Source organism: Desulfosarcina widdelii, from assembly GCF_009688965.1.
In the GTDB taxonomy this organism is placed as follows: Bacteria; Desulfobacterota; Desulfobacteria; order Desulfobacterales; family Desulfosarcinaceae; genus Desulfosarcina; species Desulfosarcina widdelii.
Window position 1 is genome coordinate 6,109,449 of record NZ_AP021875.1, and the last position, 26,290, is coordinate 6,135,738.

21 protein-coding genes and 1 pseudogene are annotated in these 26,290 nt (G+C 56.0%); 16 read left to right on the forward strand and 6 right to left on the reverse strand.

Annotated elements, in window-relative coordinates; translation table 11 throughout:
* The first annotated feature begins 102 nt into the window (after positions 1–102).
* The gene (locus GN111_RS27980) at positions 103–1,470 is read left to right on the forward strand and encodes a sigma-54 interaction domain-containing protein (protein WP_155306905.1); all 1,368 of its coding nucleotides are present in this window, start codon (positions 103–105) and stop codon (positions 1,468–1,470) included.
* A 3-nt stretch (positions 1,471–1,473) separates the two neighbouring features.
* Here GN111_RS27980 and GN111_RS27985 read toward each other — a convergent pair whose 3' ends face one another.
* Complete coding sequence (locus GN111_RS27985; protein ID WP_170302493.1) at positions 1,474–2,613, reverse strand: ATP-binding response regulator; 1,140 nt, start codon at positions 2,611–2,613, stop codon at positions 1,474–1,476.
* 192 nt (positions 2,614–2,805) lie between these two features.
* Here GN111_RS27985 and GN111_RS27990 point away from each other — a divergent pair, with 192 nt between their 5' ends.
* The 8 genes from GN111_RS27990 (at position 2,806) to GN111_RS28025 (ending at position 11,638) form a co-directional block, all read left to right on the forward strand.
* Positions 2,806–3,195 carry a helix-turn-helix domain-containing protein gene (locus GN111_RS27990; RefSeq protein ID WP_155306907.1) on the forward strand — a complete coding sequence of 130 codons (390 nt, stop codon included), beginning with the start codon at positions 2,806–2,808 and terminating at the stop codon, positions 3,193–3,195.
* A gap of 321 nt (positions 3,196–3,516) precedes the next feature.
* Positions 3,517–3,780, forward strand: a complete 264-nt coding sequence (locus GN111_RS27995) for a phosphoribosyl-ATP diphosphatase (RefSeq protein ID WP_155306908.1) — start codon at positions 3,517–3,519, stop codon at positions 3,778–3,780.
* Positions 3,781–4,004: 224 nt separating this feature from the next.
* Complete coding sequence (hisG, locus tag GN111_RS28000; protein ID WP_155306909.1) at positions 4,005–4,853, forward strand: ATP phosphoribosyltransferase; 849 nt, start codon at positions 4,005–4,007, stop codon at positions 4,851–4,853.
* Positions 4,854–5,085: 232 nt separating this feature from the next.
* Entirely contained in the window at positions 5,086–5,502 is a 417-nt protein-coding gene (locus tag GN111_RS28005; protein WP_170302494.1) for a rhodanese-like domain-containing protein, read from the forward strand.
* Positions 5,503–5,565: 63 nt separating this feature from the next.
* On the forward strand, positions 5,566–7,725 hold the full coding sequence (locus GN111_RS28010) for a thioredoxin domain-containing protein (RefSeq protein ID WP_155306911.1): 2,160 nt from the start codon (positions 5,566–5,568) through the stop codon (positions 7,723–7,725).
* Positions 7,726–7,777: 52 nt separating this feature from the next.
* Positions 7,778–8,473, forward strand: coding sequence for a glycine/sarcosine/betaine reductase selenoprotein B family protein (locus GN111_RS28015; RefSeq protein ID WP_155306912.1), 696 nt, complete (start codon positions 7,778–7,780; stop codon positions 8,471–8,473).
* Positions 8,474–8,491: 18 nt separating this feature from the next.
* On the forward strand, positions 8,492–8,734 hold the full coding sequence (locus GN111_RS28020; protein WP_155306913.1) for a nucleoside/nucleotide kinase family protein: 243 nt from the start codon (positions 8,492–8,494) through the stop codon (positions 8,732–8,734).
* A 147-nt stretch (positions 8,735–8,881) separates the two neighbouring features.
* Entirely contained in the window at positions 8,882–11,638 is a 2,757-nt protein-coding gene (locus tag GN111_RS28025) for an ATP-binding protein (RefSeq protein WP_170302495.1), read from the forward strand.
* Positions 11,639–11,655: 17 nt separating this feature from the next.
* Here GN111_RS28025 and GN111_RS34045 read toward each other — a convergent pair whose 3' ends face one another.
* Both GN111_RS34045 and GN111_RS34540 read right to left on the reverse strand, forming a co-directional pair.
* A complete protein-coding gene (locus GN111_RS34045; protein ID WP_353740193.1) occupies positions 11,656–12,180 on the reverse strand; it encodes an NUDIX domain-containing protein in 525 nt (174 codons plus the stop codon).
* A gap of 160 nt (positions 12,181–12,340) precedes the next feature.
* A pseudogene (locus GN111_RS34540) lies at positions 12,341–12,730 on the reverse strand (HhH-GPD family protein); the annotation flags it as partial.
* Positions 12,731–12,993: 263 nt separating this feature from the next.
* Between GN111_RS34540 and GN111_RS28035 the strand changes: the two are divergent.
* The gene (locus GN111_RS28035) at positions 12,994–14,631 is read left to right on the forward strand and encodes a HEAT repeat domain-containing protein (protein WP_155306915.1); all 1,638 of its coding nucleotides are present in this window, start codon (positions 12,994–12,996) and stop codon (positions 14,629–14,631) included.
* Between the two features lie 56 nt (positions 14,632–14,687).
* On the opposite strand, the gene GN111_RS28040 is transcribed toward GN111_RS28035, so the two are convergent.
* Positions 14,688–15,497, reverse strand: coding sequence for a universal stress protein (locus GN111_RS28040; RefSeq protein WP_155306916.1), 810 nt, complete (start codon positions 15,495–15,497; stop codon positions 14,688–14,690).
* A 510-nt stretch (positions 15,498–16,007) separates the two neighbouring features.
* Between GN111_RS28040 and rsxC the strand changes: the two genes are divergently transcribed.
* From rsxC to GN111_RS28070, 6 genes are all read left to right on the forward strand, one after another.
* Positions 16,008–17,372: an electron transport complex subunit RsxC gene (gene rsxC / locus GN111_RS28045; RefSeq protein WP_155306917.1), complete on the forward strand. Its 1,365-nt coding sequence runs from the start codon at positions 16,008–16,010 to the stop codon at positions 17,370–17,372.
* A gap of 28 nt (positions 17,373–17,400) precedes the next feature.
* Positions 17,401–18,393 carry an RnfABCDGE type electron transport complex subunit D gene (locus GN111_RS28050; protein ID WP_155306918.1) on the forward strand — a complete coding sequence of 331 codons (993 nt, stop codon included), beginning with the start codon at positions 17,401–17,403 and terminating at the stop codon, positions 18,391–18,393.
* A 304-nt stretch (positions 18,394–18,697) separates the two neighbouring features.
* Entirely contained in the window at positions 18,698–19,369 is a 672-nt protein-coding gene (locus GN111_RS28055) for an RnfABCDGE type electron transport complex subunit G (RefSeq protein ID WP_155306919.1), read from the forward strand.
* Complete coding sequence (gene rsxE, locus GN111_RS28060; RefSeq protein ID WP_155306920.1) at positions 19,362–19,970, forward strand: electron transport complex subunit RsxE; 609 nt, start codon at positions 19,362–19,364, stop codon at positions 19,968–19,970. Before GN111_RS28055 ends, rsxE begins: the two co-directional genes overlap by 8 nt.
* Before the next feature lie 12 nt (positions 19,971–19,982).
* Positions 19,983–20,774, forward strand: coding sequence for an electron transport complex protein RnfA (locus GN111_RS28065; RefSeq protein ID WP_155306921.1), 792 nt, complete (start codon positions 19,983–19,985; stop codon positions 20,772–20,774).
* The gene (locus GN111_RS28070; protein ID WP_155306922.1) at positions 20,762–21,673 is read left to right on the forward strand and encodes an RnfABCDGE type electron transport complex subunit B; all 912 of its coding nucleotides are present in this window, start codon (positions 20,762–20,764) and stop codon (positions 21,671–21,673) included. Before GN111_RS28065 ends, GN111_RS28070 begins: the two co-directional genes overlap by 13 nt.
* Before the next feature lie 99 nt (positions 21,674–21,772).
* On the opposite strand, the gene gdhA is transcribed toward GN111_RS28070, so the two are convergent.
* Complete coding sequence (gdhA, locus tag GN111_RS28075; protein ID WP_155306923.1) at positions 21,773–23,122, reverse strand: NADP-specific glutamate dehydrogenase; 1,350 nt, start codon at positions 23,120–23,122, stop codon at positions 21,773–21,775.
* Between the two features lie 171 nt (positions 23,123–23,293).
* On the reverse strand, positions 23,294–26,263 hold the full coding sequence (locus GN111_RS28080) for a PEP/pyruvate-binding domain-containing protein (RefSeq protein ID WP_155306924.1): 2,970 nt from the start codon (positions 26,261–26,263) through the stop codon (positions 23,294–23,296).
* Positions 26,264–26,290 lie beyond the last annotated feature (27 nt).

Sequence of the window (26,290 nt, forward strand, 5' to 3'; positions counted from 1 at the left end):
GAAGAAGCTTGCACAAAAGGACGAAACCTTTTATGTTAACGCATGTTAACTTTGCAGATTAACATGTTGCTGCAGTTGCGTTAACACTTAGCGGAGGATCAGATGGATATCGCCAAATACTGGAAAACCATTGTCGATACGCTGCAAGACGGCCTGATGGTGGTGGATCCGAGCGGAAATATCATTGCCGCCAACCCGGCTGCCGAGCGGGTAACCGGCTATACGGCCGAGGAACTGGTCGGAAAATCCTGTCGGATATTGAATTGCACAGGATGCAAAATCATCGGAAAAGGCGCCGGCAAACAATGGTGCGGGCTCTTCGTCCGGGGGGGCATCAGAGAGAAAAAATGTCTGATCACCAACAAGGACCGCCACTCGGTGCATATCGTCAAGAGCGCATCCGTGCTGCGCAATGAAGATGGTGATATTATCGGCGCCGTTGAAACCCTGACGGACATTACCGAAAAGATACGACAACAGCAGGAGATCAGCACGCTGCGTAAAACCTTTTCCCTGGACGAAGGCTTTCACGGCATTCTGGGAAAATCGCCGGTGATGCTGAATCTTTTCGAAATGATCGAAAACGTGGCCCAGTCGGATACGCCGGTGATGATCCAGGGCGAAAGCGGATGCGGCAAGGAGCTGGTGGCCCGGGCCATTCACCGGGCCAGCGGGCGCAGCGACAAGCCCTACGTCAAGGTCAATTGTGCGGCTTTGAACGAAAACCTGCTGGAAAGCGAATTGTTCGGCCATGTCAAGGGCGCTTATACAGGCGCGGATCGTGCGCGTGTCGGCCGGTTCGAATCCGCCCACGAGGGCACCATTTTCCTGGACGAGGTCGGCGACATCCCTCCCTCCGTCCAGGTCAAGCTGCTGCGGGTCCTCGAGGAGCGAAAGATCGAGCGGGTGGGAGACAACCGTTCTGTCCCCGTGGACGTGCGGGTGATCACCGCCACCCACAAGAATCTGGAAGAACTGATCGAGCAGGGCCTTTTCCGGGAAGACCTCTATTTTCGGATCAATGTCTTTCCCCTGTTCTGTCCGCCGCTTTCCCGGCGTCGGGAGGACATTCCGCTGATTGCCCAGAGCTTTATCCGCCGCAACGCGGTGAGCAGCGGCAAGAAAATTCTCGGTCTGACCCCGGAAGCCTTGGAGGCGTTGACCGAGTATAACTGGCCCGGCAATGTCCGGGAGCTTCGCAATGCCGTCGAGTATGCTTTCGTCTTGTGCCAGAGCGGTGGGATCGGCGTGCAGCACCTGCCGCACAAAATTGCCGGCGGTGGCTTGGTCCGACAGGCGGCCTGTGAAATGGACCCGGATTGCGCCAAGGAGCGGGATGATTTGATCGCAGTGCTTCGCAATGCCGGCGGAAATCAGTCCGAGGCGGCTCGGATGCTCGGTGTCAGCCGGGTGACCATATGGAAACGGATGAAGCGTTTCGGTATCGACATGAAAAAGGACGTGGGCTGACGATCACGCTTCGACAGGGGGACCCAGAGCGGCCCCGTCGATATCGATGATACGGGTCAACCCGTCGTGGGCTTTGGTACGGTAGGTGGTCACATTGGTCAGCTTCGCGGTCATCTTGCCCATGCGATCCACCTGAGCCTTGATTTTATTGGCATAGCCGGCCAAAGGATCGGCCGCATCGGCTTTCATGATCATGAGTTCGGTCAGCCCGCTGATGGTCTGAATGGGTTGGTTCAACTCATGGCACACGGCGCCGGCCATTTCGACAACGCCCTGGAGCCTTTCTTTTTCCGCCCTTTCTTTTTCCGCTCGTTTTTTTTCGGTGATCGTATCGCGAAGCTGCCGGACCAGCATCGATTTTTCGATGTGGACCCGCAGTCGTGCCAGCAGTTCTTCCTGGAAAAAAGGTTTGACCAGATAATCCGTGGCTCCGGCCTGGAAAACCTTCAGCAGTTGCTGCTGGTCGGCAATGGAGGTGAGGAAAATAATGGGCACGTTGTCCATATGCAAATCGCTGCGGATCGTTTCGCATAGGGCAATGCCGTCCATTTCGGGCATCACCAGGTCGGTGATGATGATATCGATTTTTTCCTTTTCGCGTCTTACGATGTCCAGTGCCTGAAGTCCATTTTCGGCCTCTATTACCGTCCAGCCTTCACGGGAGATGTTCTGCACCAGGATGTCGCGCGCAAGGGCGCTGTCGTCCACCACCAGGACGGTCATGCCCTCTTTGTTTTTGGCCGGCGAAAGAATACGTTCGACGGTTGCCAGGACCTCCTCTTTGTGAAACGGTTTGGCGATGAAGTCCGCAGCACCGGCCTCGAAGCCTTGGCGCCGGCTTTCGACATTGTCGTTGGCCGTGACGAAAACGATATGGGGCCGCTTTTCTCTTGTCAGGGACACGTCGTTTTCATGATAATCGCTCAGAATTTTCCGGCATGCGCTGAAACCGTCCATTTTGGGCATGTCGACATCCAGCGTAATCAGGTCGGGTGGGTCTTCGGAAAGTGCCATGGTGAGTGCTTCGATGCCATTTTTGGCTTCGAGGATCGCATAACCGACCGGCTCCAGAATCTTCTTGATTACGTTTCGCATGGTCGTACTGTCATCGACGACTAAAATGTTTCCACAGGGTTTTGGCATCCGGGTATCCTCATGTTCGGTTGTTGGCAGTATTTGCCGATGCCCGAGTTTGTATCGGGCAGTTAAATGAATATCGGTCGCTCGTATATTGGACTTGAGACTTGACATTTATACCACCGTGTGGGACCCGTAATGAAATCCAAGTGCTAACCATCCGAATCGCGCCGATTAGGCATCGTTCGCAGGGGGAAGATGAAAGCGGCAACATTCAGCAAGTTCCGGAAGAAACTCAACAAGACCCAGAAGCAGATGGCCCAGCTTCTGGGAACTTCCATCAAGGCCATCCACAGCTATGAACAGGGGTGGCGGACCATTCCAGCCCATGTTGAGCGGCAGCTCTATTTTCTCCTGGCCTGCAAGCTGCAAGGGCAAAACAGCGAAGCCTGCTGGGAAAAGCGAAGCTGCCTGCCGGAGCAGCGGGAGCAATGTCCGGCCTGGGAATTCGCTTCCGGCGATCTATGCTGGTTCATTAACGGTACCATTTGCAATGGACATGTCCACGGCTCGTGGCAAGAGAAGATGGAACTTTGCCGCACCTGTTCCATATTTAAATCGATCCTGAAAAAAATCGAACGGCTGTGAACCGATTCGAACGAATCTCCTGCGCAATCCTTAGTTACTTTTTCAGCAGGCTCAAAAATACCACAATGTGGCATTTTTTTTCTTGACAGCCGGGAGGGTCGTATTTATTATTTTTCTAACACCCCATATGTATCACTCAATCCCTCTACCCCTGGCGGCCCTGCATTCCACCCCACAAAATGCGGGGCCGCCATCCTTTTAACTCCCTGTTTTTTCCGATGCCACGTTGTTAGACGCCCACTTTTTTGTTAAGAGAGCCGTCATTGATAATCATGCCACGATCGTTTTAGGCGGTGGTGGCCCGCAAGGAAGGTCGATACGATGAAATCGTTCGAAGTGCTTTTTGCCGAACTCAAGGACAAGACGGCGCGAAAAGATCCCCATTCGGGAACGGTACGGCAACTGGAAAAAGGGGTTCATGCCATTGGTAAAAAAGTGATCGAGGAGGCCTGCGAAGTGTGGATGGCCGCCGAGCACGAAGGCCGTGAACGCACGGCCGAAGAAATTTCCCAACTGCTTTACCACCTGCAGGTGATGATGATTGCGTGCGAGTTGGAGTTGGAGGATGTCTATCGCTACCTTTGATTACCCACAAACGGCATCTTTCGGCCCATGCCGGCGTTCTCCCTCGGTCGAAATCCTCAACGTAGCGCTGCTACGCCTGCGGTTTCGACATCGCTGCGGCCTTGGCCTGAGCCAAAATCTACCATTTGTGGCGGTTTACAATAATGTTTCAATCTAATGCCATTCTAACAAACTCCCTATAATTACAGCAAACTCAATAACGCCGCACCAAGGAATTCGTCGATATGCTGAAAATCGCCATACCCAATAAAGGCTCCCTTTCCGAGGATGCCGTGCAATTGATCCGGGAGGCCGGATACAACTGCCGGCGCTATAGTCGCGAACTGATCGTCATGGACAATGTCAACCAGGTGGAGTTTGTCTTCCTTCGGCCCCGGGACATCGCCGTCTATGTCAGCAAAGGAATTCTGGACATGGGGGTCACCGGCCGCGACCTGGCCCTGGACAGCCGATCCGACGTGGCCGAACTGCTGCCCCTGGGCTTCGGACGGTCCAGCTTTGCCTACGCCGTTCCCGCCGGGTCGGATCTGACCCCCGACGGTTTCGAAGGGCTTCGCATTGCCACCAGCTACCCTCAACTGGTGATCGAAGATCTGCAGCGCAGAGAGATCGATGCGGAGATCATCCGCCTGGACGGGGCCGTGGAGATTTCCATCCGACTGGGGGTGGCCGATGCCATCGCCGACGTGGTCCAGACCGGACGAACCCTGGTCGCAGCGGGACTGGAAGTGGTCGGGGAGCCCCTGTTGCACAGCGAGGCCGTACTGGTCGCCCGGACCCGCGATATCGAGCGCCAGGAAGCCGTCAACACGTTTCTGGAGCGGATCCGCGGTATCGTCGTGGCCCGGGAGTATGTCATGGTCGAGTACGACATCCCAAAATCCATGCTGGAAATGGCCTGTGTCGTCACTCCGGGCATTGAATCTCCCACGGTTTCACCGTTGAGCAAAGAGGGTTGGGTGGCCGTCAAATCCATGTCCCGGCTGCGGGATGTCAACCAGATCATGGACAGCCTGACCAAGATCGGCGCCAAAGGCATCATCGTCACCGATATCCGCACCTGCCGGATTTAAGCCCTTCAGCACAATCCACACCATTTACCCTCAATATCCGAACACCGTGTCACCCCGCGGCAGGCGGTCAAACGGACGATCCCTTTTTTGCCGGTTGAACCGCCTTGCCGTTGTCCCCATCGTTGCAAAATCGGAATCGATCCTTAACATTACCACAATGTGGTAATCGTGGCCCGCGAGCGGCGGCAGTCTCATGGGGCCGTCAATACCCTCCGAATATCAAGGGGGCTGTATGAGAATCGCATTCAAGGCACTGGTCTGGGTTGTGCTGATATTGGCAGCCGGCGGACTGGCAGACGGCGGTTGGGCGCAGAAGTCGTCCGCGCAGTCTATTTCCCCCCGCGAGTTCAAGCAGTTGCTCGACGAGCGAGGAAATGATTCCGATGTAGTTGTGCTGGATATAAGAACGCCAAGGGAATTCAAGAGCGGACATATTCAAGGGGCGCAGCTGCTGGACTACTATTCAAGCGATTTCGTCGAGAAACTCAAGCGTCTGGATCGGGAGAAAACCTATTTGGTTTACTGCCGCAGTGGCAACCGGAGCGGAAAGAGCCTCAAGATTTTCAAACGACTGGGTTTCCAGCGGGTTTATCACCTTGAAACCGGCATTGTCGGTTGGCTCAAAGAAAAGTATCCGATCATTCATTAGTCCTGCCGGGCGGGACAAAACGCCTGTTTTCGACCCCCAACTAGATAAGAAAATGGTGGCAACATGACCCTCGAAATGGAATACCGAAACATGCAGCGGCTGCGGGGAGACGCCTACCGTCCCCGAACCCGGCATCTCGACGCGCAGGGACAGCCGGTGTATACCAACCGCCTGTTTCTTCAATCCAGCCCCTACCTGCTGCAGCACGCCCACAACCCGGTGGACTGGCATCCCTGGGGAGACGAGGTTTTCGATATCGCCCAACGCCTGGACCGGCCGGTTCTGCTCTCCGTGGGCTACTCCACCTGCCACTGGTGCCATGTCATGGAAGAGGAATCCTTCGAAGACGAAGAAATCGCCGTTTATATCAACGAAAATTATATCCCGGTGAAAGTGGACCGGGAAGAGCGTCCCGATGTGGATTCCATTTACATGATTGCCGTGCAGGCCATTTCCGGCCAGGGCGGCTGGCCCATGACCGTGTGGCTGACGCCGGACCGCCAACCGTTTTACGGGGGAACGTATTTTCCGGCACGGGACGGCGACCGCGGCGCTGCGGTGGGATTTTTTACCCTGCTGAAAAAGATCCGCGAGAGCTACGATTATCGGCGGGACCTGGTTGTCCAATCGGCAGGCGAACTCTCCCGGGCGGTCGGCCAGATGCTGACGCCGGCCGGCGGCGACCGCCTGCCCATGGACGGCGTTCTGGAACGCGCCGTCGCCTCCAGCAGGACTCGGTTCGATGCCGTAAACGGAGGGGTCGGCGGGGCGCCAAAATTTCCCAGTTCGCTTCCGGTTCGATTATTATTGCGTCACCATCGACGCACTGGCGACGCCAAGAGCCTGGAGATGGTGGTTCTGACGCTGGAGAAAATGGCGGCCGGCGGCATCTGCGACCAGATCGGCGGCGGCTTTCACCGCTATGCCACCGACGCCGGATGGCTGGTTCCCCACTTCGAAAAGATGCTTTATGACAATGCACTGCTGGCACCGGCGTACATCGAAGGCTGGCAGGCCACAGGAAATCCCCGTCTGCGTCAGGTGGCCGTCAATACCCTCGAGTATGTGGCCCGCGAGATGACGTCGCCGCAGGGCGCCTTTTTCTCCGCTACCGATGCGGACAGCCTGACGCCGGCGGGCCGCCGGGAGGAAGGCTATTATTTTACCTGGACCCAGGCGGAACTCGAAAACGTATTGGGCAGTGAGGGTGCTCAATTGGCTGCCGCCGTATACGGTGTTCGCGCCGAAGGCAACTTCGAGGGCCGCAGCATATTCTTTTTGCCGCGGGGTATCGACGAGACCGCCAAATCGCTGGGCCTTTCCGTTGAAGATCTGTCCGTCGCCCTGGACCAGATTAACGGGAATCTGTACGCCCATCGCCAAGAGCGTCCGGCGCCCCTGTGCGACGACAAGATCCTGGCCTCCTGGAACGGGTTGATGATTTCCGCTTTTGCCCGCAGCGGCATGGCCCTCGAAGACCTGACTTATATTCAGCGGGCCGAGCGGGCCGCTGATTTCATCTGGGACCGGATGGTTGCAAACCGTCGGCTTGGGCGAAGCTTTAAAGACGGGACCGTTTCCGGAAATGGATTTCTCGAAGACTACGCCTTTGTGATTGCCGCCCTGCTGGACCTTTTCGAAGCGACCGCAGAACCGATGTGGCTCGATCGGGCCATCGCGTTGGACGGTACCCTTGCCGAGCGGTTTGCCGATTCCGATAACGGTGGGTTTTTCATGACCGCTGACGACCATGAGGCGTTGATCGCACGGGAAAAACCGATGCTTGACGGCGCGCTGCCCTCGGGAAACGCCATCGCCATGATGAATCTTTTGCGACTGCACGGATTGACCCTGGCGCCCGCTTACATGGAACGGGCGGAAAAGGGATTGCGCACGTTTTCGACATCCATCGAAGCCCATCCGGGGGCTTTCGGCGAGATGCTCATGGCGCTGGAATACTACCTGCATCCACCCTGCCAGGTGGTCATCGTGGTGCCGGCCGGCAAAGACCCCCAACGGTTTATGCATCGACTGCGGACCGCCTTTCTACCGGGCAGCCTGGCCATGGCCGTTAGCGAAGACCGCGCCGCCGGACTGGCCCGCCAGGCGCCGTTATTCAAAGGTAAAGCCGCGGTCGAAGGCAAGGTCACGGCCTATGTTTGCCGCAACGGGGCCTGCCGGCTGCCGGCCACCAGCGAAGAGGAGATGATGGCGCAGTTTTAAGTATCCCTGTTCATCGATACGGCATCCCAATCGGAAGATAAGGAGCGAAAACATGAGTGAAACAAACGATCATCCGGAAACGTTCGAATCCTTCAAGAACTCTTTTTTTTACGGCAGCCGTTCGGACCTGAGTTTCAAATTTTTGTCCCATCTTTCCGACGACCAGGCTGCTGCTTTTTTCCAGGGGCTTTTGTCCAAGCTCGTGGACGCTTATGATGACGGGAACGCAACACCGATTTACGAGCATGTCCGCCAGGGCCAGGTGCTCTCCTATGCTCAGGAGGCCAGGGCCGTATACGAAACGGGACCCTTTGTCCTTATGGAAAAGCCCCTTTCCGAATCCCGCCTCATGCTGCTCACGTCCAGCGGTCATTTTGTTCAGGGCGACGACCCCGAGCCGTTGGGGATCGAGAACATGACCCAGGCCCAGGCGGAGCAAAATATCATGTCTTTTATAAAAGCACCCCCCACCTTGAGCACCATTGCGGTGGACACCGATACGGATCGTCTGGTGGTGCGCCACGGCGGCTACGACGTGCGCGGCGCCCGCAAGGATCCCAACGTGAGTTTTCCCCTGCAGCGCTTGCGGGAATTGGCCGCCGAAGGGCGTTTTGCCGAACTTTCCGATCCGGCCTTCTCTTTTGTCGGGGCCTGCTCCCAGACCCGCCTGAAGAAGATCACAGGACCTGGTTGGGTTCGGCGGTTCAAGGAGCAGCAGGTCGATGCCGCACTGCTGGTGCCTGTCTGACCGGTCTGTCACGTGTCCGTGGGACACGTTGCGCGTCTGATGGAAGAGGCGGGAATTCCGACCGTCGTGGTTGCCGTGGCTGCCTTTGAACAGCCTTTGAGGAAGATGGCGCTTGCCCGTGTTCTGCTGACTCCTTTTCTGATGGGCCGTCCGGTGGGGCCGGTCGGCGATGCTAAAACCCAGAAACAGGTCCTGAGGGCCGCACTGGGCATGCTGGAATCGACGCAACGACCGACAGTGACCGTTTTCCCACAAGCCTGAGCCGGTCCGACCTTCTTCCAGGAGTTCCCTAAGATTAAAAAAAGCTATTGATAGCTTGCCCGCCTGCCGATATATCTTGGCGCAACCGATCGTTAACACCCATCGTTTCCTTTTATGTGGCAAAGGGCCAAGGATATTTTTACGATCATGCCCCAGGACGATTTCAAAAAAGAAGATCAACGCCCCGACCGTTCCCGGCGCACCCTACATCGCGACCTGATCGTAAGCATCGTACTGGTGGTGACGGTCGTCTTTTTCTTGGTGGCCGTCTTTGCCTACGGTTATCTGACTCACAAAGCCAAGGTCAAAAGCCGCGAAACCATAGCGGAGTTCAGCGAATATCTGCACGACTCTTTAGAGCTTCCCATCTGGAACATCGACGAAGAGGGGATCGACAAGATCTGCAATTCGTTTTTCGAAAACGCCCTGGTGGCCAGGATGAAGGTAACCGACCACGAAGGAACGGTCTTTTTCGAAAAAGAACGCAGCGATACCAAAGCCATCATTGAATCGCGGACAACCATCCTCCACGGCGAAGCGGTAGTCGGCTACCTCGAGATTGCGCTGAATTCCCAATTGTTCGTCGAACAGCAGCGCCACCTCATGTGGCTCAGCATTGCCGGACTGATCGCCGCCCTGTTGGTGCTGGTGGCTACGTTGCGCATTATATTGAAGGTATTTCTGATCTCTCCCCTGAACCAGTTGATTCAGCGGACCGAGCAGATTGCCCGGGGCGAATACGATTCTGTCGACCTGAAGGCGCCTCAGGCGGAGATCCGCACCATCGTTTCGCGTTTCAACACCATGGCCGATCGCATCCAGCGTCGTGAGCGATCCTTGAAAAAAGTCAATCTGCGCCTGGAGATGGAGATCGAAAAACACCGCGATGCCCAGGCGGCCCTCTTAAACTCCCAGGAGGAGTTGCATTCGATCATCCGTTCCACACCTGATATCATCTTTCGACTGGACACCGTGAGTCGGTTTACCTTTGTCAGCGATGCCATCCGGCGATATGGCCTGATGCCCGAGGAACTGCTCGGCCGATCTATTCTGGACTTCGTGCACCCGGACGACGTGGATGCCGCCAGAAACCGAATCGACCAGCGCCAGACCGGCCGCAGCCTCAACCGGCTGGCCATCCGTGCCTTCGGTCAAACCTGTCTGGCGAACAAGGAAAGCGGGCAGATGTCCGAGCAGAATCCTGTATTTTTGATCGATGCGGAAGGCCTTTATGTGTCCGGAGACGGGGGGATCAAAGTTTTTGTGGGCACCCAGGGGATTGCCAGGGATATCACCGAACAGCGGCAGATGGAGTCCGCCCGCCTGGAAAGCGAGGACCGCCTCCTGCTGGCACTGGACGTCAGCGGCGCAGGGATCTGGCAACTGGACCTCAAATCGGGTTCCATTATTGTGGACGACCGCATTTACAACCTTTTGGGATACGAAGAGGCCGACCTGATCAATGGATTGCGATTGATGCGCGACAAGACCGATCCTGAAACCTGGGAAGCCATTCAAAGGAAATTCGGTCGTCACGTAGCCGGCATGGCGCCGATGTTCGATTATGAGTTCAACCTCCAGGCCAACGACGGGCAATGGAAGTGGTTTCACACCAAGGCCAAAGTGGTGCGGTTCGACAAAGACGGCCAACCGGAAACCATGGTAGGGATCATTATCGACACCAGCGACAAAAAAGAGTCCGAAGAGGAGCGGGAGCGCCTGGAACTGAAACTGCAACAGGCCCAGAAAATGGAGGCCATCGGTACCCTGGCCGGCGGCATCGCCCATGACTTCAACAATATTCTGGGTGCCATCTTAGGCTATGCCCAACTCACCCAGATGCAGACGGCAAGCGACCTCCGGGTGCAGGGGTATGTGGGCAACATCTTCAAGGCCAGCGAGCGGGCCAAAGGTCTGGTGGAACAGATTCTTACCTTTACGCGCCAGGGCAAGTCCCAGAAAATGCCTTCGGATATCTCCGTTGTGCTCAAGGAGGTGGTGAAACTGCTACGCGCCACCATCCCCACCACCATTGAGATCATCCAGAATATTCCCTCCAACCTGGGCACCGTCATGGCGGACCAGACCCAGATCCATCAAGTGCTGATGAACCTTTGCACCAACGCGGCCCACGCCATGGAGGCTCGGGGAGGGGAGTTGACCGTCACCCTGGAAAGCCATGTCGTGGAAGCCGGTGCCCAGGCCACCGATAAAGATCTGGCTCCCGGCCGTTATCTGAAGCTTTCGGTTGGCGATACCGGTACCGGCATGCAAAAAGCGGTGATCGATCGTATTTTCGACCCTTACTACACGACCAAGTCCCTGGGAGAGGGGACGGGCATGGGGCTGGCAACGGTGCATGGGATCGTCAACGACCATGGCGGCCGGATATTCGTCGAGAGTGTGCCCGGTGAAGGTTCGGTCTTTTCCGTTTTCTTTCCCGTCCTTGAAAACCCGACAGCATCGACGCCCAGTCCAACGCCGGAATACCCCAGGGGGAGTGAACGCATCCTGTTTGTCGATGACGAGGAACTCCTTGTCGAGGTCGGTGTGGAGATGCTCAAAGATCTCGGTTACGATGCCGTGGGCTTCACCCGACCGGCCGAGGCCCTTGACCTTTTTCTGGAACGACCGGATGAAATCGACCTGGTGATCACGGACATGACCATGCCCGGTATGACCGGAGATCAAATGGCCGTAGAAATGATGCAGCACCGGCCCGACATCCCCATCGTCATCTGCACCGGCTTCAGCAAGCGAATGACTGCAGTTCAGGCCACATCCACGGGGATCCGCGCGTTTTTAATGAAACCGGTCACCGTCGAGGAGCTTTCCCGGACCATCCGCGAGGTGCTGGACGGAACTGAAGCTTCCATGCCGGAGGTTCATGGCGCCGAGGGGTAGAAAGCGAACCGCCCTTTTCATTCGCCCAGGGCCAATTCCAGAACGTCCAGAAATTTGTGGTTGGCCTTGTGAAGGGGAAGGTCGGAAAGTGTTCCGAAGGATATCCAGCGGTGGCTCCGGGCACTGTTGAGCCGCACCCGTCCGGCCGAATACCGGCACAAAAAGACGTCACCGGTGAGCTTGAAGTGGGTGTAGGCATGTCGAATCCGCGTCAACTGACGCTCCATGGAAACGGTCAGTCCGGTTTCCGCCTTAAGCTTCTTTTCAAAATCCTCTGCCACCGTTGGCCTGCCGTCTGCAGGGATGGCTGGAAATTCCCATAGTCCGCCCAAAAATCCTTCCAACTGACGCTGTACCACCAGCATTTTTCCCTTTTTCAGGATCACGGCGATGGCCAGACGACGATGGGGAACCGTTCGAGAGGGATCGCGTTTTGGATAATTGGCCGTGCGGCCGTTTTGATATGCGCGGCAACCCTCGGCCAGCGGGCAGCCGCCGCAGTCTGGGTTTTTCGGCCGGCAGACCAGAGCCCCCAGTTCCATGATCGCCTGGTTGTAATCTGCCGGCCGTTTCGGGGCTGATCAATTCCCCGGCCGGTTCCTGGAAAGCCTTGTGTGATCCGCTGCGGTTCACGGGAAAATCGATTTCCAGCAATCTGGACAGCACCCGCTTGACATTGCCGTCCACCACGGGAAGCGCCTGATTAAAAGAGATGCTCAGGACAGCGGCGGCGATGTAATCCCCCACACCGGGCAGGGATCGAAAATCGGAAGGATCGTCGGGTACGGCCCCCTTGAAGCGGTCCACCACGATGCCGGCGGCACGATGCAGATTACGGGCCCGGGAATAGTAGCCCAGCCCTTCCCAAAGCTTGAGCACTTCCTGAAGGTCGGCTTGGGCCAGCAGGTTCACGGTGGGGAAACGTTTCATGAAACGAAGATAATAGGCAATAGCCGTGTCCACCCGGGTCTGCTGAAGCATCACTTCGGACACCCATATGGCATAAGGGTCCGATGTCTCCCGCCAGGGCAGACGGCGTCGGTGAGCGGTGTACCAGGAGAGCAGCCGTCGGCGAATGATTTGCTTGTCCATCAAAGGTCATCCCCATTGTCGAGGTAATAGCCAGGGTGCGGATGGTGCACAGAGATCGAGATTTTCAGGGACCCGTCAATATTGGGGGTTAAGTATCGAGCCAAAATGGCGATATACTACTTGTACCCTTTTGTACCCGCATTTACCTCAATATAATCTCAATTATGGTCGTGTCGACATTCAGGTCGCATCGGCCCCGTAGTGCAGGGCATCAGTCATCGTGTCTTTAAACTGTTGCCTTCGGAAAGGATGGAATATCGCCCATGCCGGAGATAAACGCCGCCGATTTCATAGAAGAACTGCGTTTCGATATCCGTGAAAAAGATATGATCAAGGCCAAGCTGGTCCTGTCAAAAATCGGGGTCGTGGAAGAGCCTGTTCGCAAAATGGCCCTTTTCGAACTAAACCGGGCCGACGACAACTTTGCCATTCCCCTGATCGTCAACCTGATTGCCGAACAACGGGACCTGTCCCAGTCCTACCCCCAGTTGAAAGAGATCCTGTACGCCAAAGCACTCTACAATCCGGAACTGTTGCTCTCCATGCTCACCCGTGAAAACAAGCGGGAAAATCGGACCGTCCTGGTGGAGGTGGCTGGGGAAATCCGCCTTGAAGGCGCCGCCTCCCAGCTTTTGGGCATCCTCAACGAAGATGAGGATGAGATGATCATCAAGGCCGTGATCGGCGCGTTGGGGCTTATCGGCGAGTCCGGGGCGACCACCGCCATATCGGAGTATCTCTATTCGGGGAGCCTGGAGTTGACCATCGCCGCGATTTACGCCCTGGGAGGGCTGGCTACTCCCACGGCCTTTCAGCGGCTGGCGGAAAAGCTGGGGGCCGATCCGGATCTGGACATCATGATTCTGGACGTATTCGCCACCGACCAGAGTCCCGAAGCCATCGAACGGCTCAACGAGGGCCTCTCCTCCCATTTCGCCCATCTGCGCAACGCCGCCAAGCAGCGCCTGCGGGACATGGGCGGCAAAGCGGTTCCCATACTGATCGACAACCTGCACCACGACGATCCGGATCTTCTTATCCATACCCTCAACGTGCTGGGCGAAACCGGTGACGAAAGCGCTATCGTACCCATTCGCAAGCTGCTGCACAACGAGCCCAAGGACGCCAATGTGCGCTTCGCCGCTTACGAAGCATTGGGGATGCTGCCGGTCGAAAAGGGGGCGTTTGCCCTGGCCCAGGGACTGTCCGACCCGGTGGAAAACGTCCGAGCGGCCGCGGCTGCAGCCATCGACCGCAACTACAGCACCATGCTGGCGGCCGGGTTAAAAAACATGATTCGGTCCGGCGATGAAGAAACCCGGCAGCTTGTCGAGACCGTGCTCAATTCCGGTTGCGAAACAATTTTCCTGGATCTTGTCGAAGAGGAGACGTTTCGAACCAGCGCGGTGGACTTCCTCAGCAGTCGGGCACATCCCGATGTACGCACTCACTTTGCCGAGCTGATGGAGAAAAACGGCCTGGGCGACCTGTCGGGCCAGGTGGCCGATCAGGCCCGTGAAGAAACCGTCGCGTCTCTGAAGGTGTTCGCCGTGGATGATTCCAAGATGATCTTAAACATCTATCGCAGCATCCTGCACAGCCTGGGATGCGAATCGACCCTGTTCGAGTTCCCGGCCGAAGCCCTGCAGGCGATTAAGGACGATCCTCCCGACTTCATCTTTACCGACCTGAACATGCCCCATATCAACGGTATCGAGCTGATCCGGGAGGTGCGCTCGCAGTTCGACAAAGACACCCTGCCGATTGCCATGGTGACGACCCAGAACGAAAGCCAGGACAACCAGGCCGCCTACGATGCTGGCGTCAATGCCATTTTGAACAAGCCTTTTACCGCCGAGGACCTCGGCAAGGTGTTAAAGGAATTGGGCAAGATGACATGAAAAAGACCCTGTAACGGCTTATGCGTTCGCTGTTTGTGACGGTAGGGTTTTTCTTCTCAGATGACCCATACGGCCAGTTCGTTGGCCAGTCTGAGCACCTGGTCACTCACCCGGCCGATGAAAAATTCGTCGATGAAGGTGATCAGTCCGCGGCGGCCAACCACCACACTTCCGAAATTGTTTTCCTCGGCTTGCCGAACGATGTGGGTCGCTCTGTCCCGTCCCACGGTATGAATTCTCAAAGACAGCCGTTCCGAGGGAACGCCTTCCTCCAAGAGACGGGTTCGGGCTTCCTCCAATTGTTCGCCAATCTTCTCCTTCCCGATGACGATCCGACTGGTGCAGTTGTCTATTTTGAAATAGGGATCCTCTCCCGGCCAGAATTTCTTTTTGCTGTCAATCATGCTGTAAAGCTGAAGATGGTTGTCCGACTTGCCCACCAGGGCGCCGACGCAGACCACGCCCTTCATGGCTCCATGGGTGCCGTCGAAGGCCACCAGAAAGTGTTTGGCCTCGGGGTTGCCGCCCACCACGACGATGGGAATATGCTTGATCTTGGTTACCAGTTTCATGGCCGTGCTTTTGACCAGCCAGTCCTTGAACCGGCTCCATCCAGTGCGCCCGACGACAATGGCGTGGTATCCCTCATAACTTTCTTTGAGAATGTCCTCGGTGACGCCCAGGTTTTTGGATGGTGTTTTAACCGTTATCGCGGAATCGGAAAATCCTTTTTGCCTGAAGTACGCCCGGGCGCTGTCCATTACGCTGGCAATGTCCTGTTTCTGTTCGGTGGCCCATCGTTTCAGCCCGGTCACCCGAGTTTTGTAGTGGGGATAGGCGTCCAGGTCGGAAAAGAGTTCGAACAATTGGGCCTGCACATGAAACAGGACGATTCGGGTTCGGTCCGGCGGAAAAAACGCGGGCTGCGTAACGGATGGCCCGCAGGGACTGCTCGCTGCCGTCAACTGCCACGAGAACTTTATGCAACGGAGTACTTTCCTGCACGCATAACCTCCTGATTGAAAGGGTTTACAAGGGTCTTCACCCCGGGGCGGTCAATCCATCTATATTAAAGATATTATCGTTTCGACAACCGCCCGTCAATATCGTAAACTGCTCCAGTGTTTAATTGACATCTGGCATTGATTCGTTCATGAGAAATGGCTTCCGGGTGGCCATTCGACTGGAATTCGATTCAAATACGGTTGCCTTATGAAAGTGAATTTTGGATCTTGACATTCCAGATGGAAACATTCATAATTTTTCGGTTAGTTGGAATCGGATTCGTTATGGAAAAGATTTCCCCTGGGAAATCTTTTTGTATTTGGGACGGTTAAAATGAAGGTCACAAAAAAAATGAAATTCATGGTGTCGCCATGGGGTTGAAACTCAAGGGATATGACGGCAACGGCACCTTCGCCCATGGCGTCCATCCGCCGGGCCGCAAGGGACTGGCAAAGGATGCACCCATCCGGGTGATGCCCACACCGGGTTCGGTGGTACTCTCCCTGCATCAGAATATCGGAGGGCCGTGCGAACCGGTCGTCAAACCGCGTCAGAAAGTTGGCTGGGGTGAGTTGATCGGCAAGGGCACCTCATTCGTATCCACAACGCTGCACGCGTCGGTTCCCGGTGTGGTCCAGCGTTCCATGCGCACCACCCTGGCAAATGGCCGGCACATGGACACCTTGCCGATCAAAACCGATGGAGAGATGCCGTCGGACCGGGCGTTGTGGGACGAAATTTTCGGAGGCAGTTGGCCGACCACCGGCCTGGATGCCTACGATCCGGTCCAGATCAGCCGGGATATCAGCGATGCCGGTCTGGTGGGGCTTGGGGGCGCGGCCTTTCCCACCCACGTGAAAATTTCCCCCAACGACAAAAAGCCGGTTCACACTCTGGTTGTCAACGGCTGCGAGTGCGAGCCGTATCTTACCTCCGACTACCGGCTGATGCTTGAAGCGCCGGCTCCCATCGTCACCGGCGCCCTGCTGGCGGCGCGTAGTGTGGGCGCCGAGCGCATCGTCATCGGCATCGAAGACAACAAGATGCCGGCGGTGGAGGCCATGAGAAAAGCGGCCGATGGCACCGGCATTCAGGTGGCGGTCGTAAAAACTAAATATCCCCAGGGCAGTGAGAAGCATTTGATCTACGCAGTGCTCAAGCGTCCGGTTCCTCTGGGGGGCCTGCCTGCCGATGTGGGTGTGGCCATCAGCAATGTGGCGACCATGGCGGCCGTGGCCCGGGCCGTGATTCACAAGAAGCCGTTGACCCATCGGGTGATCAGCGTTACCGGCGGAGGGATTGCCAATCCTTCCAATGTACTGGCTCCCATCGGGATTTCCTTCGGTTCCCTCATCGAGTTTTGCGGCGGCTTGACACCCGATGCCGCCCGCCTGGTAGCCGGGGGCCCCATGATGGGGTTTGCCTTTTCCAACCCCGATACACCGGTTACAAAGGGTGCCGGTGGCCTCACCGTGATGTCGAAAGAGGAGGTCAAAGCCGGTGAAGAGAGCGCCTGTGTCCGTTGCGGCAAATGCGTGGACGCCTGTCCCATGAATCTGGTGCCGACCAAGATCGCCCTGGCATCCCGGCATCAGGACATCGCCTTGTCCCGGCGATACAACATCATGGCCTGTTTCGAATGCGGTTCCTGTGCATACACCTGCCCGGCCCACATTCCACTGGTCCAACTGATTCGGGCCGGCAAGGCCCGACTCGTGGCCGCAGACCGGGGTTAAGGGAAGGACAATGGAGAAAAAAAAGAATATGCAGGAAATAACCTCCCCCGCCACCGATCCGAACGAACCGGCTGCGCCGGTGATTCACGTGTCCCCTTCTCCCCATCTGGCCCAGTCGGCATCCAGCACCAGGCGGATGATGGTGGATGTGCTGATCGCCCTGGCACCGGTGGTGGCAATGTCCCTGTTCGTTTTTCGGGGATACGCCCTTTTTCAGTTGGCCGTCTGCATCGCCGGGGCGCTGGCGGCGGAACTGCTTTTCGTCAAGATGCGCGGCCGTGTGACGACCTTAAAAGATTGCTCGGCCATCGTTACCGGCGTGATTCTGGCCATGTCACTGCCCGGTACGGCCCCCTGGTACGTGGGTGCGATTGCCGCCTTCGTTGCCATCGGTATCGGAAAGGTCATTTTCGGTGGTCTGGGCATGAACCTGTTTAATCCGGCCATGGTGGGCCGGGCCTTCGTAATGATTTCTTTTGCCGGGGCCCTGGCCGCATCGGGATTCGAGGACGTTCAGAGCGCCGTGGACGCCATATCCCAGGCTACCCCCATGAACGCTTACAAGATGAACGGCGTGGTCACCCCGCTGGCAGCGCTTTTCTGGGGGACTACCAATGGCAGCCTGGGGGAAACCAGCGCCCTGGCCTGCATCCTGGGTGGGCTATACCTGATCGTCCGGCGGACGGCTTCCTGGGAAATCCCGGCGGGATTGCTGCTGGCGGTGGCGGTGATCGGCGGCCTGGCGGATGTGATCGGGCCGGCTGACGGCTGGACGGTGGTGCACCACATTCTGGGCGGTTCCGTGCTTTTCGGGGCTTTCTTCATTGCCACGGACCCGGTGACCAGCCCCCTGACGCCCAAAGGCAAATTTGTATTCGGACTGGGGACCGGCATTTTGATCATGATTCTGCGGCTTTTTTCCGGATATCCGGAAGGTGTGATGTTCGCCGTGCTGTTTATGAACGCATTGACGCCGCTGATTAACCGGTGGAGTATACCCACTCCTTTTGGTGCCAATTAATGATGCGTGTCCGTTCATAAATGGCCAATTTGCCCAATATCGGTGTTGTGCCTGAAATTTGATCTTCGGAATATCATCCATATGCCTGCGGTCAAATTTCTCGCGCGCCTTGATTTCGACCAAATTTGCCTATTTCTGGACGAACACGCCTGTATGGATGGGATTCTGCGTTTTGATCCTAAACAAAGGCTACTTCATTCAGGCTTGTAAGCAGCCTTAAGGGTTTGAGAGTTTGACCATCGTTGGAGCGGCTTCCAGCCGCGATCATATATTGTCTTGGTTTTGAGCGGGGCAAGGATTGCTTATGAACAGTGAGAAAAAAACGTTTGCCGAGAAGTTGAAGACGAGCAGTCTCGTACAGGCCTGGCTGGTGCTGCTGCTGGCGGTCAGTTTCGGGATTTCGTTGGCCGGTGTACAACTGGCCTTGGGGCCGATCATCGAGACTAATAAGGTCAACGAAACCCTGGAAAGGGTTCCCGAACTGGTGCTGGGAAAGGATCTGGCCGACAAAATGGCGGCTCAGAACCAGAGCCTGGAAATCGCCGCCCACCGGGTGGCCGTTGACAAGGCGGGACAGGCGAAAACGTACAGCGTCTATGAGGCGCGATATGCCGGCGAGCTGCGCGGTTGGGTGATCAAGACCAAGGGACAGGGGTATGCCGACGCCATCGAACTGCTGGTGGGACTTTCCCCGGATCGGAAATCCCTGACCGGCCTGTTCGTTCTCGACCAGAAAGAGACGCCCGGGTTGGGCAACAAGATCGTAACAGCGGATTGGCGTGGCCAGTTCATCGGCGCACCGACCAGCCGTGCCCTGGTGGTGGTCAAAAGCGGAGCCGCGAAGCCGGGCGAAATCGATGCGGTTACCGGCGCCACCATTTCCTCCAACAGTGTCACCGCCATGATCAACACGGCCGTCGGCGATTTACGCCAGCCTTTGAGTGTGATGGAGAAAGGGAAGGACGACAATGGCTGATCAACCCACCGCCACCGAGCGACTTATTAACGGAATCCTTCCGGAAAACCCGGTCTATCGGCAGCTTCTGGGCCTTTGTCCCACGCTGGCGGTAACCAATGGCCTGCAGGCTGCCATCACCATGGCCGCGGCCGTGGGATTCGTGCTCCTTTGCGCCAACGTGATCACCAGCCTGATTCGTAACCTGCTCAAACCGCATCTGCGCATCGTGGTCTTCACCCTGACCATCGCTACCTTCGTGACCATTGCCGACCGCCTGCTGGCTGCCTACCTCTACCAGATGAGCAAAACCCTGGGGCCTTATATCCCGCTGATCATCGTCAACTGCATTATCATTTGCCGCTGCGAGGTCTGCGCCTCCAAGCAGTCGCCTTTTACGGCGGCAGCCGACGCTGTGGGACAAAGCCTGGGATTCGGCCTGGCTCTTTGCAGTATCGCCGCCATCCGTGAGATTTTGGGAACCGGAGCCCTGTTCGGTATACGGCTGTTGCCGACTGTCTGGCCCGATTGGGTGATCATGGTGCTGCCGCCCGGCGCCTTTCTTACTTTTGGCCTGTTGCTGGGGTTGGTGAACTGGCTTGCTGAAACACGAAAAGCATAGGAAACAGAGTCAATGAGTTATCTTATCGATATCCTGCTTATCGCCCTGGGTGCGGCGTTGATCAACAACTTCGTGCTCCATTATTTCGTGGGCATCTGCCCCTTCATCGGCGTCTCCCGCCGGGTGAGCATGGCCGTTGGCATGGGCGCTGCGGTGACTTTCGTCATCACCATTGCCGCCTTCATCTCCTGGACGATCACTACCTTCGTGCTGATGCCCGGTGCGCCCTTGACCCGGAGGGCTGCCGGATTGTTCATGCCGGCCGAGGCCGCCGCCGGCGTAGACCTGACGATCTTATGCTACATCGTCTATATCTTCGCCATCAGCTCTTCAGTGCAGTTCGTGGAGATGTACGTGCGCCGGTTTTTCCCCCTGCTGTACAAGGCCTTCGGCGTTTTCCTGCCCCTGATTACCACCAATTGCGCCATTTTGTTCGCCTGCCTGACCATCATGGCCAACGTGGTGGGGGTGGACAATCCCGGCGACCGTTGGGACCTGGGACGATCCCTGACGCTGGCCTTTTTCGGCGGTGTCGGTTTCACCATCGCCATCGTCATCATGGCCGGTATCCGGGAAGAGCTGGAGTTGTGCGACGTACCCGCACCGTTTCGCGGTGCGGCCATCACCCTGGTTGTCGGCGGCATACTGGCCATGGCCTTCATGGGCTTCACCGGTGTTGATTCGGGTCTCAGGGATGCCCTGACCCGCAAACCAGCGGCAGCCGAGCAGCAGTCTCTTTCACGGACCGCGGACCCTGTAAAGGGTCTTGTTCAAGGAATTGCGGAGGAATCATGTCTTGGGTAATCGTCGGCCTGGCCGCAGGCACCATGCTGATCATGGCCTTGGTGCTGTCGTTTATTCTGGGTTGGGCCAATCAGGCCTTTCATGTGGAAGTGGATCCGCGGGTGGATGCAGCCATTGACGTGCTGCCCGGTGCCAACTGCGGCGGTTGCGGGTATGTGGGCTGCGGCGAGTACGCCGAGGCCATCGTCTTGGACAACGCGCCGATAAATAAGTGTACTGTCGGCGGCGAAAGCTGCATGATGGCCCTGGCGGACGTGATGGGCGTGGATGCAGAAGCCAGCTATCCCTGGCGGCCGGTGGTGCACTGCGGTGCGCGAACCGACGACCGTCTGGGGCGTACCGAATACCATGGGGAACAGCGCTGCGGGCCGGCCAACCTGGTGACCGACATTCAGGGATGCATCTACGGCTGCCTCGGGTTCGGCGACTGCACACGGGCCTGTAATTTCGACGCCATCCACGTGGTCGACGGCCTGGCCCGGGTGGATTACGAAAAGTGTGTCGGCTGTGGAGCCTGCGCCAAGGCGTGTCCGCGCAACATCATCACCATGGCTCCCTTCAAGAGCGAGCAGATGTTGGTGGTGGAATGTTCCAACCTGGATGCCGGCAAAGACGTCAAATCGGTCTGCAAGGTGGGTTGCGTGGGCTGCAAAGCCTGCGAACGCGCATCGGGGATGTTCAGCGTGGTCAACAACCTTTCGACGATCGATTACGAAGATTACACCGTCGACAATGTGAAAACCGGACTGCAGGCCCTTAAGAAATGTCCCCGCAACCGACTGGTCTTTGTGGGCAAACCCACCGATACAGACATTCTGGCGGTAGCCGATGAGGAACTGCCCGAAGTGATCATGCCTGATTTCAAGACCACGGTGGATGACACGGAATGGCGCGGCTAAAGTAAATCTGTCTGAAACATAAGCCCCCTGCCGCATCCGGCAGGGGGCTTTTTACATGTCAGACGTTATTTTGTTTCTATGCTATAAATTGAATTTTTTCTATACCAATCCCTGGTCGAGCATGGCGTTGACCACCTTGACAAAGCCGGCAATGTTGGCGCCGATGAAATAGTTGCCCGGATCTCCGTATTCTGCCGATGCATCCAGGCATGTTTGATGGATGCTTTTCATGATGATTTGAAGGCGTTCGTCCACTTCTTCGCGGGTCCAGTTAAGCCGCATGCTGTTTTGTGCCATTTCAAGACCGGAGACCGCAACCCCGCCGGCATTGGCTGCTTTCCCCGGCGCATAAAGCAACTTCTGATCCAGAAAGCGATCAATCGCTTCAGGTGTGCAAGGCATATTGGCCCCCTCGCATACCAACTTGACGCCGTTGCGGATCAGATTGTCGGCATCCTTCCCGTTGATTTCGTTTTGCGTAGCACTGGGGAATGCGCAGTCGGCCGGATGATTCCATAACGGGTTGTGGTCCAGCGTGGAATCCGCTTCAGTATACTCTGCAGCGGAGTATTTGTCGATATACTCCTGGATTCTTCCTCTTCTTAAGTTTTTGAGACGTTTGACGTAATCCAGTTTGTCGCGGTCGATGCCCTCCTCATCATAGATGAAGCCGGAAGAGTCCGAGAGGGTGACCACCTTGCCGCCCATGTCGAGTAATTTTTCAACTGTGTATTGGGCAACGTTGCCGGAGCCGGAAACCAGGCAGGTCTTGCCTTCGATATTATCCTCTTTGGTGGCCAGCATTTCGGCAGCAAAGTATACGGAGCCATAACCGGTTGCTTCGGGGCGGACTAAACTGCCCCCCCATCCCAGGCTTTTGCCGGTTAGCACCCCGGTGAATTCGTTGCGGAGTTTTTTATACATGCCGAAAAGAAAGCCGATTTCTCGGGCACCGACGCCAATATCTCCAGCCGGGATGTCGGTGTTGGGACCGATGTGGCGGAACAGTTCCGCCATGAAGCTTTGGCAGAAACGCATGACCTCATTGTCCGATTTCCCTTTGGGATCGAAATCGGAACCGCCTTTGCCGCCGCCCATGGACAGGGTCGTCAGGGCATTTTTAAACACCTGTTCGAAGGCCAAAAATTTAAGAATACTAAGGTTGACGGAAGGATGAAAACGAAGACCTCCCTTGTAAGGTCCGATAGAGCTGTTCATTTCGATGCGAAAGCCTCGATTGACATGGGCCATGCCCTGGTCGTCCATCCAGGGGACCCTGAACATGATGACTCGTTCGGGTTCCGTGATTCTTTCCAGGATTGCACTATGACGGTACTCGGGATTGCGGTCCAGAACCGGCTTCACCGATTCGATGACTTCGTGAACGGCCTGGTGAAATTCTTTTTCGACAGGATCTCTGGCTTCGATCGTTTTCAGGATGTCCGGCATGTTCGCCTCCTTTTAAAAATTGTGAATGGTTAAGGCATTTCGTTAACATTGCAGCATCGATATGGCATACAAATCGGCAAGATAACCGAGCCATTATAATCTTTGGCGGTGATTGCCGTTATCCGAATCGTGGCCGCCGACCGCCCCACGGGGAAAATTCCGTGTTGGGGATCAAGCGGGTTTCACCATGACGCATTGGGATGACCGTCCATCAATTTTTATTACAATGGGATGCTCCAGTCGGACATGTCGAATATAGGACATTTCCTGAACCACCGGAAGATGGTCGAGCCAACTCCACTCCAGATAATCATCCGAGCCCTCGTTAACCGTCACGTAAAAAATCCCCTGTGAAGTAATATTTTGAAAAAAATGAGATCCTTGGGAAGGGTCTGCCTTGAGATTGGAATCTCTTGATTCGATGATCGCCCCTGCTCCTGAAATGTGATGCCACTGAACCGGAATACCTAGCCAGCGGTCGGAGGACCCCCAGCGGCCGGGACCGGCAAGCAGGTAACGGCGATTGGCGTTGACCAGGGACGTATTTACTCGGCCGATTTCATCCACCATCTCTGTTGTCGCTTCTTTTTTGAATGAATCCGGTTTCACATAGACGATATCGGCGATTTCTTCGTTTTTCCCATTGCCCAGCGCCTGCGAGGAGGTGCAGAAGGCGTTACAAATATCTTCGGGATTGATTCGGACTTCGAAACGACCCTCACCGGTAACCATGGGACGAATCTGGAGAAGATGAAACGCTTCTTTTCGGCTCCCCTTCGATCCAAGGGTAACGGAAAACTCGATTTCCACGGGGCACCCCATTCCCCTTCTGCCCAATTCCAGGATTTCAGCGAGCACTCCCGGAAGGGGAAAAGATCCGTACTTGAGGACTTGGGCGAAGGTAAGAACCTTTACACCTTGGACGGTACTGGTGTCGCGAATTCGATGTTCGTCGGGTACATAGGTGCTGGACAGGGATAGAACGGGGGCCTCCTGAAGGGCATCGTCCAGCCTTCGCCGTTCTAAATTGCCGTTGGTTTCGAAGTCCAACTTTTCCGGATAGTTCTTGATTCTCAACGCGTAGAAGCGGTGCTGAGAATTTTTGAGAATGTCATCGATGACCGAGAACTGAGGTAGAATGGAAGGATACCGGGGGGAAAATCGGACGGTTTTTTGGCCCTCGACCACCGTTTTTCCCAAACCCAAAGCAATGTGCGTGATGCCTTCCTCCGGCTTCATCGGTGGAATCGGATAAAAGTTGTGAGATTGGGCGACCCCGGAAATCGCCGGATAAAAGAAATCGCCATAGGATCGGCCGGCAAGCTCTTGAACAATCACCGCCATGGCTTCTTCCTGGGGGGCGTTCCCGGTCGCTTTGGAAAAGGCGCGCGGCCCCTCGTAGAAAGTTGAAGCATATACAAGCTTTACGGCGGTTAGCAGATGGTCGAGCCTGCGGTTGAGGGATCGGTGATTGTTAGGGATCATATAGGTTTCATAAAGACCGGCATAGGGCTGAAACTGGGCATCTTCCAGCAGACTCGACGAACGGACCGAAAGAGGATATTCGACCTGGCCCAGGAACGTCTTCAGATCTTCAACCAGCCAGTCGGGCAGGGCCGCTTCGAGGAACAGTTGCTTAATGACATCGTCGGGGAGTGCTTGTCCGGCAAGCCTCCTGAGGTTGTTGTGCGTAATGAAGGCCTCGAACCCGTCCGTACTGATTACGAGTGTTTGGGGTATACGGATGTCGATGCCGGGAAATTTCTCATAAATGCTCATGTCCTGTTGCAGCAGGGCCGACAAGAAAGCTAGGCCTCGTGCCTTGCCACCCAGGGAGCCATGGCCGATTTTCACGAAGTCCATTATCCTGGCATCGAAACTTTTTTTGCTGAACTGGGCCACAACGCCCTTCTGTTGCCATTTGCGCATTTCTTTGATGCCGGCGATAATATAACCTCGCAAGGATTCCGTGTCCTGAAAATCCCGGGCGTGGACCTCTCTGAATCTGGATGCCAGGGCGATTTCGGATCGCCCCATGATCCAATTCGAAAAATGATTCCTGTGGGCATGGTGCCACAACGATGCCTCCGGTATTTCCGGCAGCAGGGCTTGCAGTGATCGCAGATCGGAGGCCCGGGCAATTTCCTTTCCGTCGGGCATGCGGAAAACGAAATCCCCGAAACCCAAATGATCCATAAAAAAATCATGGAGCTCGGAAAGCAGATCGGGTGCATTTTTATCGAGAAAAATTGCCGGGATGCGTGCGGCCCGCTCACGGTTGACCGACTCGGCGCTGAGAAGCAGCATCGGAAGGTCCGGTATCTCTTTCTTGAGTTTGGAGAGAAGCAAAAAACCTGCGTCCTCGGTTAACCGGCCGTTTTTGGGAATCCGTGTATCTGAGATAACACCCAAAAGATATTCCTGGTAGCGGGTGCAAAGCGCCAAGGCATCCTCGTACGTGTTCGCCAAGAGAATTTTGGGCCGGGATCGCATCCGCAACAGTCGATGTTCTTCATTCAGCCCGACGCCGAGCACCGCCTGGGTCTGCTTTACAATTTCTCTGTAGATCAGGGGTAAAAACGAGGAATAATAAACGGGGGAGTCCTCAACTAGGACCAATACACGAACTTTGGCGTTTATGGTGTCATTGGAGACATTCAGATGGTCCTCGGTGTTTTTTACCAGTGCCAGAAGCAGATCCGAGTTCCCCGACCAGATAAAGACCTTGTCAATGCCACTGCAATCCCGATTTTCGGGTAGCGGAAACACTCCCCGAGGGCTATGGCTCAGCAGGATGACGGGCAGGCCCGGTGCGTTTGCCTTGATCTGGAGCGAGAAGGAAAAGGCATCCATTTCATCTAAATGCGGGGTGGTGATGACTAGATCGATGGTTTTGTCTTTAAGAACCGCGAGGGCATCCCGAGCCGAAGCTGTCCGGGTCACCCGCGGTGGGTGGCTTAAATTCAATCCGCTGTATTCGTTTATAATTCTCGATGCAAGACTGCCGTCCTCTTCCATGATGAAGGCATCGTAAGGGCTCGATACCAAGAGAATTTCCTGAACCTTGAACGGCATCATTTCGTGGAACATCTTGAAATGGGAGCAAAATTCTTTGGCCGGGGCATTTTGCAGTCCAGTCATCTCCGCCTAGTTCCTTTTATCCAATGG

Bases quoted from the DNA above. Each gene is read 5' to 3' on its own strand.
- GN111_RS28050 (WP_155306918.1), top strand. From the start codon at position 17,401: ATGCAGGAAATAACCTCCCCCGCCACCGATCCGAACGAACCGGCTGCG.
- GN111_RS28025 (WP_170302495.1), top strand. From the start codon at position 8,882: ATGCCCCAGGACGATTTCAAAAAAGAAGATCAACGCCCCGACCGTTCC.
- GN111_RS27985 (WP_170302493.1), bottom strand. From the start codon at position 2,613: ATGCCAAAACCCTGTGGAAACATTTTAGTCGTCGATGACAGTACGACC.
- GN111_RS28070 (WP_155306922.1), top strand. From the start codon at position 20,762: ATGTCTTGGGTAATCGTCGGCCTGGCCGCAGGCACCATGCTGATCATG.
- GN111_RS27990 (WP_155306907.1), top strand. From the start codon at position 2,806: ATGAAAGCGGCAACATTCAGCAAGTTCCGGAAGAAACTCAACAAGACC.
- GN111_RS28065 (WP_155306921.1), top strand. From the start codon at position 19,983: ATGAGTTATCTTATCGATATCCTGCTTATCGCCCTGGGTGCGGCGTTG.
- GN111_RS27995 (WP_155306908.1), top strand. From the start codon at position 3,517: ATGAAATCGTTCGAAGTGCTTTTTGCCGAACTCAAGGACAAGACGGCG.
- rsxE (WP_155306920.1), top strand. From the start codon at position 19,362: ATGGCTGATCAACCCACCGCCACCGAGCGACTTATTAACGGAATCCTT.
- gdhA (WP_155306923.1), bottom strand. From the start codon at position 23,122: ATGCCGGACATCCTGAAAACGATCGAAGCCAGAGATCCTGTCGAAAAA.
- rsxC (WP_155306917.1), top strand. From the start codon at position 16,008: ATGGGGTTGAAACTCAAGGGATATGACGGCAACGGCACCTTCGCCCAT.
- GN111_RS34045 (WP_353740193.1), bottom strand. From the start codon at position 12,180: ATGGAACTGGGGGCTCTGGTCTGCCGGCCGAAAAACCCAGACTGCGGC.
- hisG (WP_155306909.1), top strand. From the start codon at position 4,005: ATGCTGAAAATCGCCATACCCAATAAAGGCTCCCTTTCCGAGGATGCC.
- GN111_RS28080 (WP_155306924.1), bottom strand. From the start codon at position 26,263: ATGACTGGACTGCAAAATGCCCCGGCCAAAGAATTTTGCTCCCATTTC.
- GN111_RS27980 (WP_155306905.1), top strand. From the start codon at position 103: ATGGATATCGCCAAATACTGGAAAACCATTGTCGATACGCTGCAAGAC.
- GN111_RS28005 (WP_170302494.1), top strand. From the start codon at position 5,086: ATGAGAATCGCATTCAAGGCACTGGTCTGGGTTGTGCTGATATTGGCA.
- GN111_RS28015 (WP_155306912.1), top strand. From the start codon at position 7,778: ATGAGTGAAACAAACGATCATCCGGAAACGTTCGAATCCTTCAAGAAC.
- GN111_RS28035 (WP_155306915.1), top strand. From the start codon at position 12,994: ATGCCGGAGATAAACGCCGCCGATTTCATAGAAGAACTGCGTTTCGAT.
- GN111_RS28010 (WP_155306911.1), top strand. From the start codon at position 5,566: ATGACCCTCGAAATGGAATACCGAAACATGCAGCGGCTGCGGGGAGAC.
- GN111_RS28055 (WP_155306919.1), top strand. From the start codon at position 18,698: ATGAACAGTGAGAAAAAAACGTTTGCCGAGAAGTTGAAGACGAGCAGT.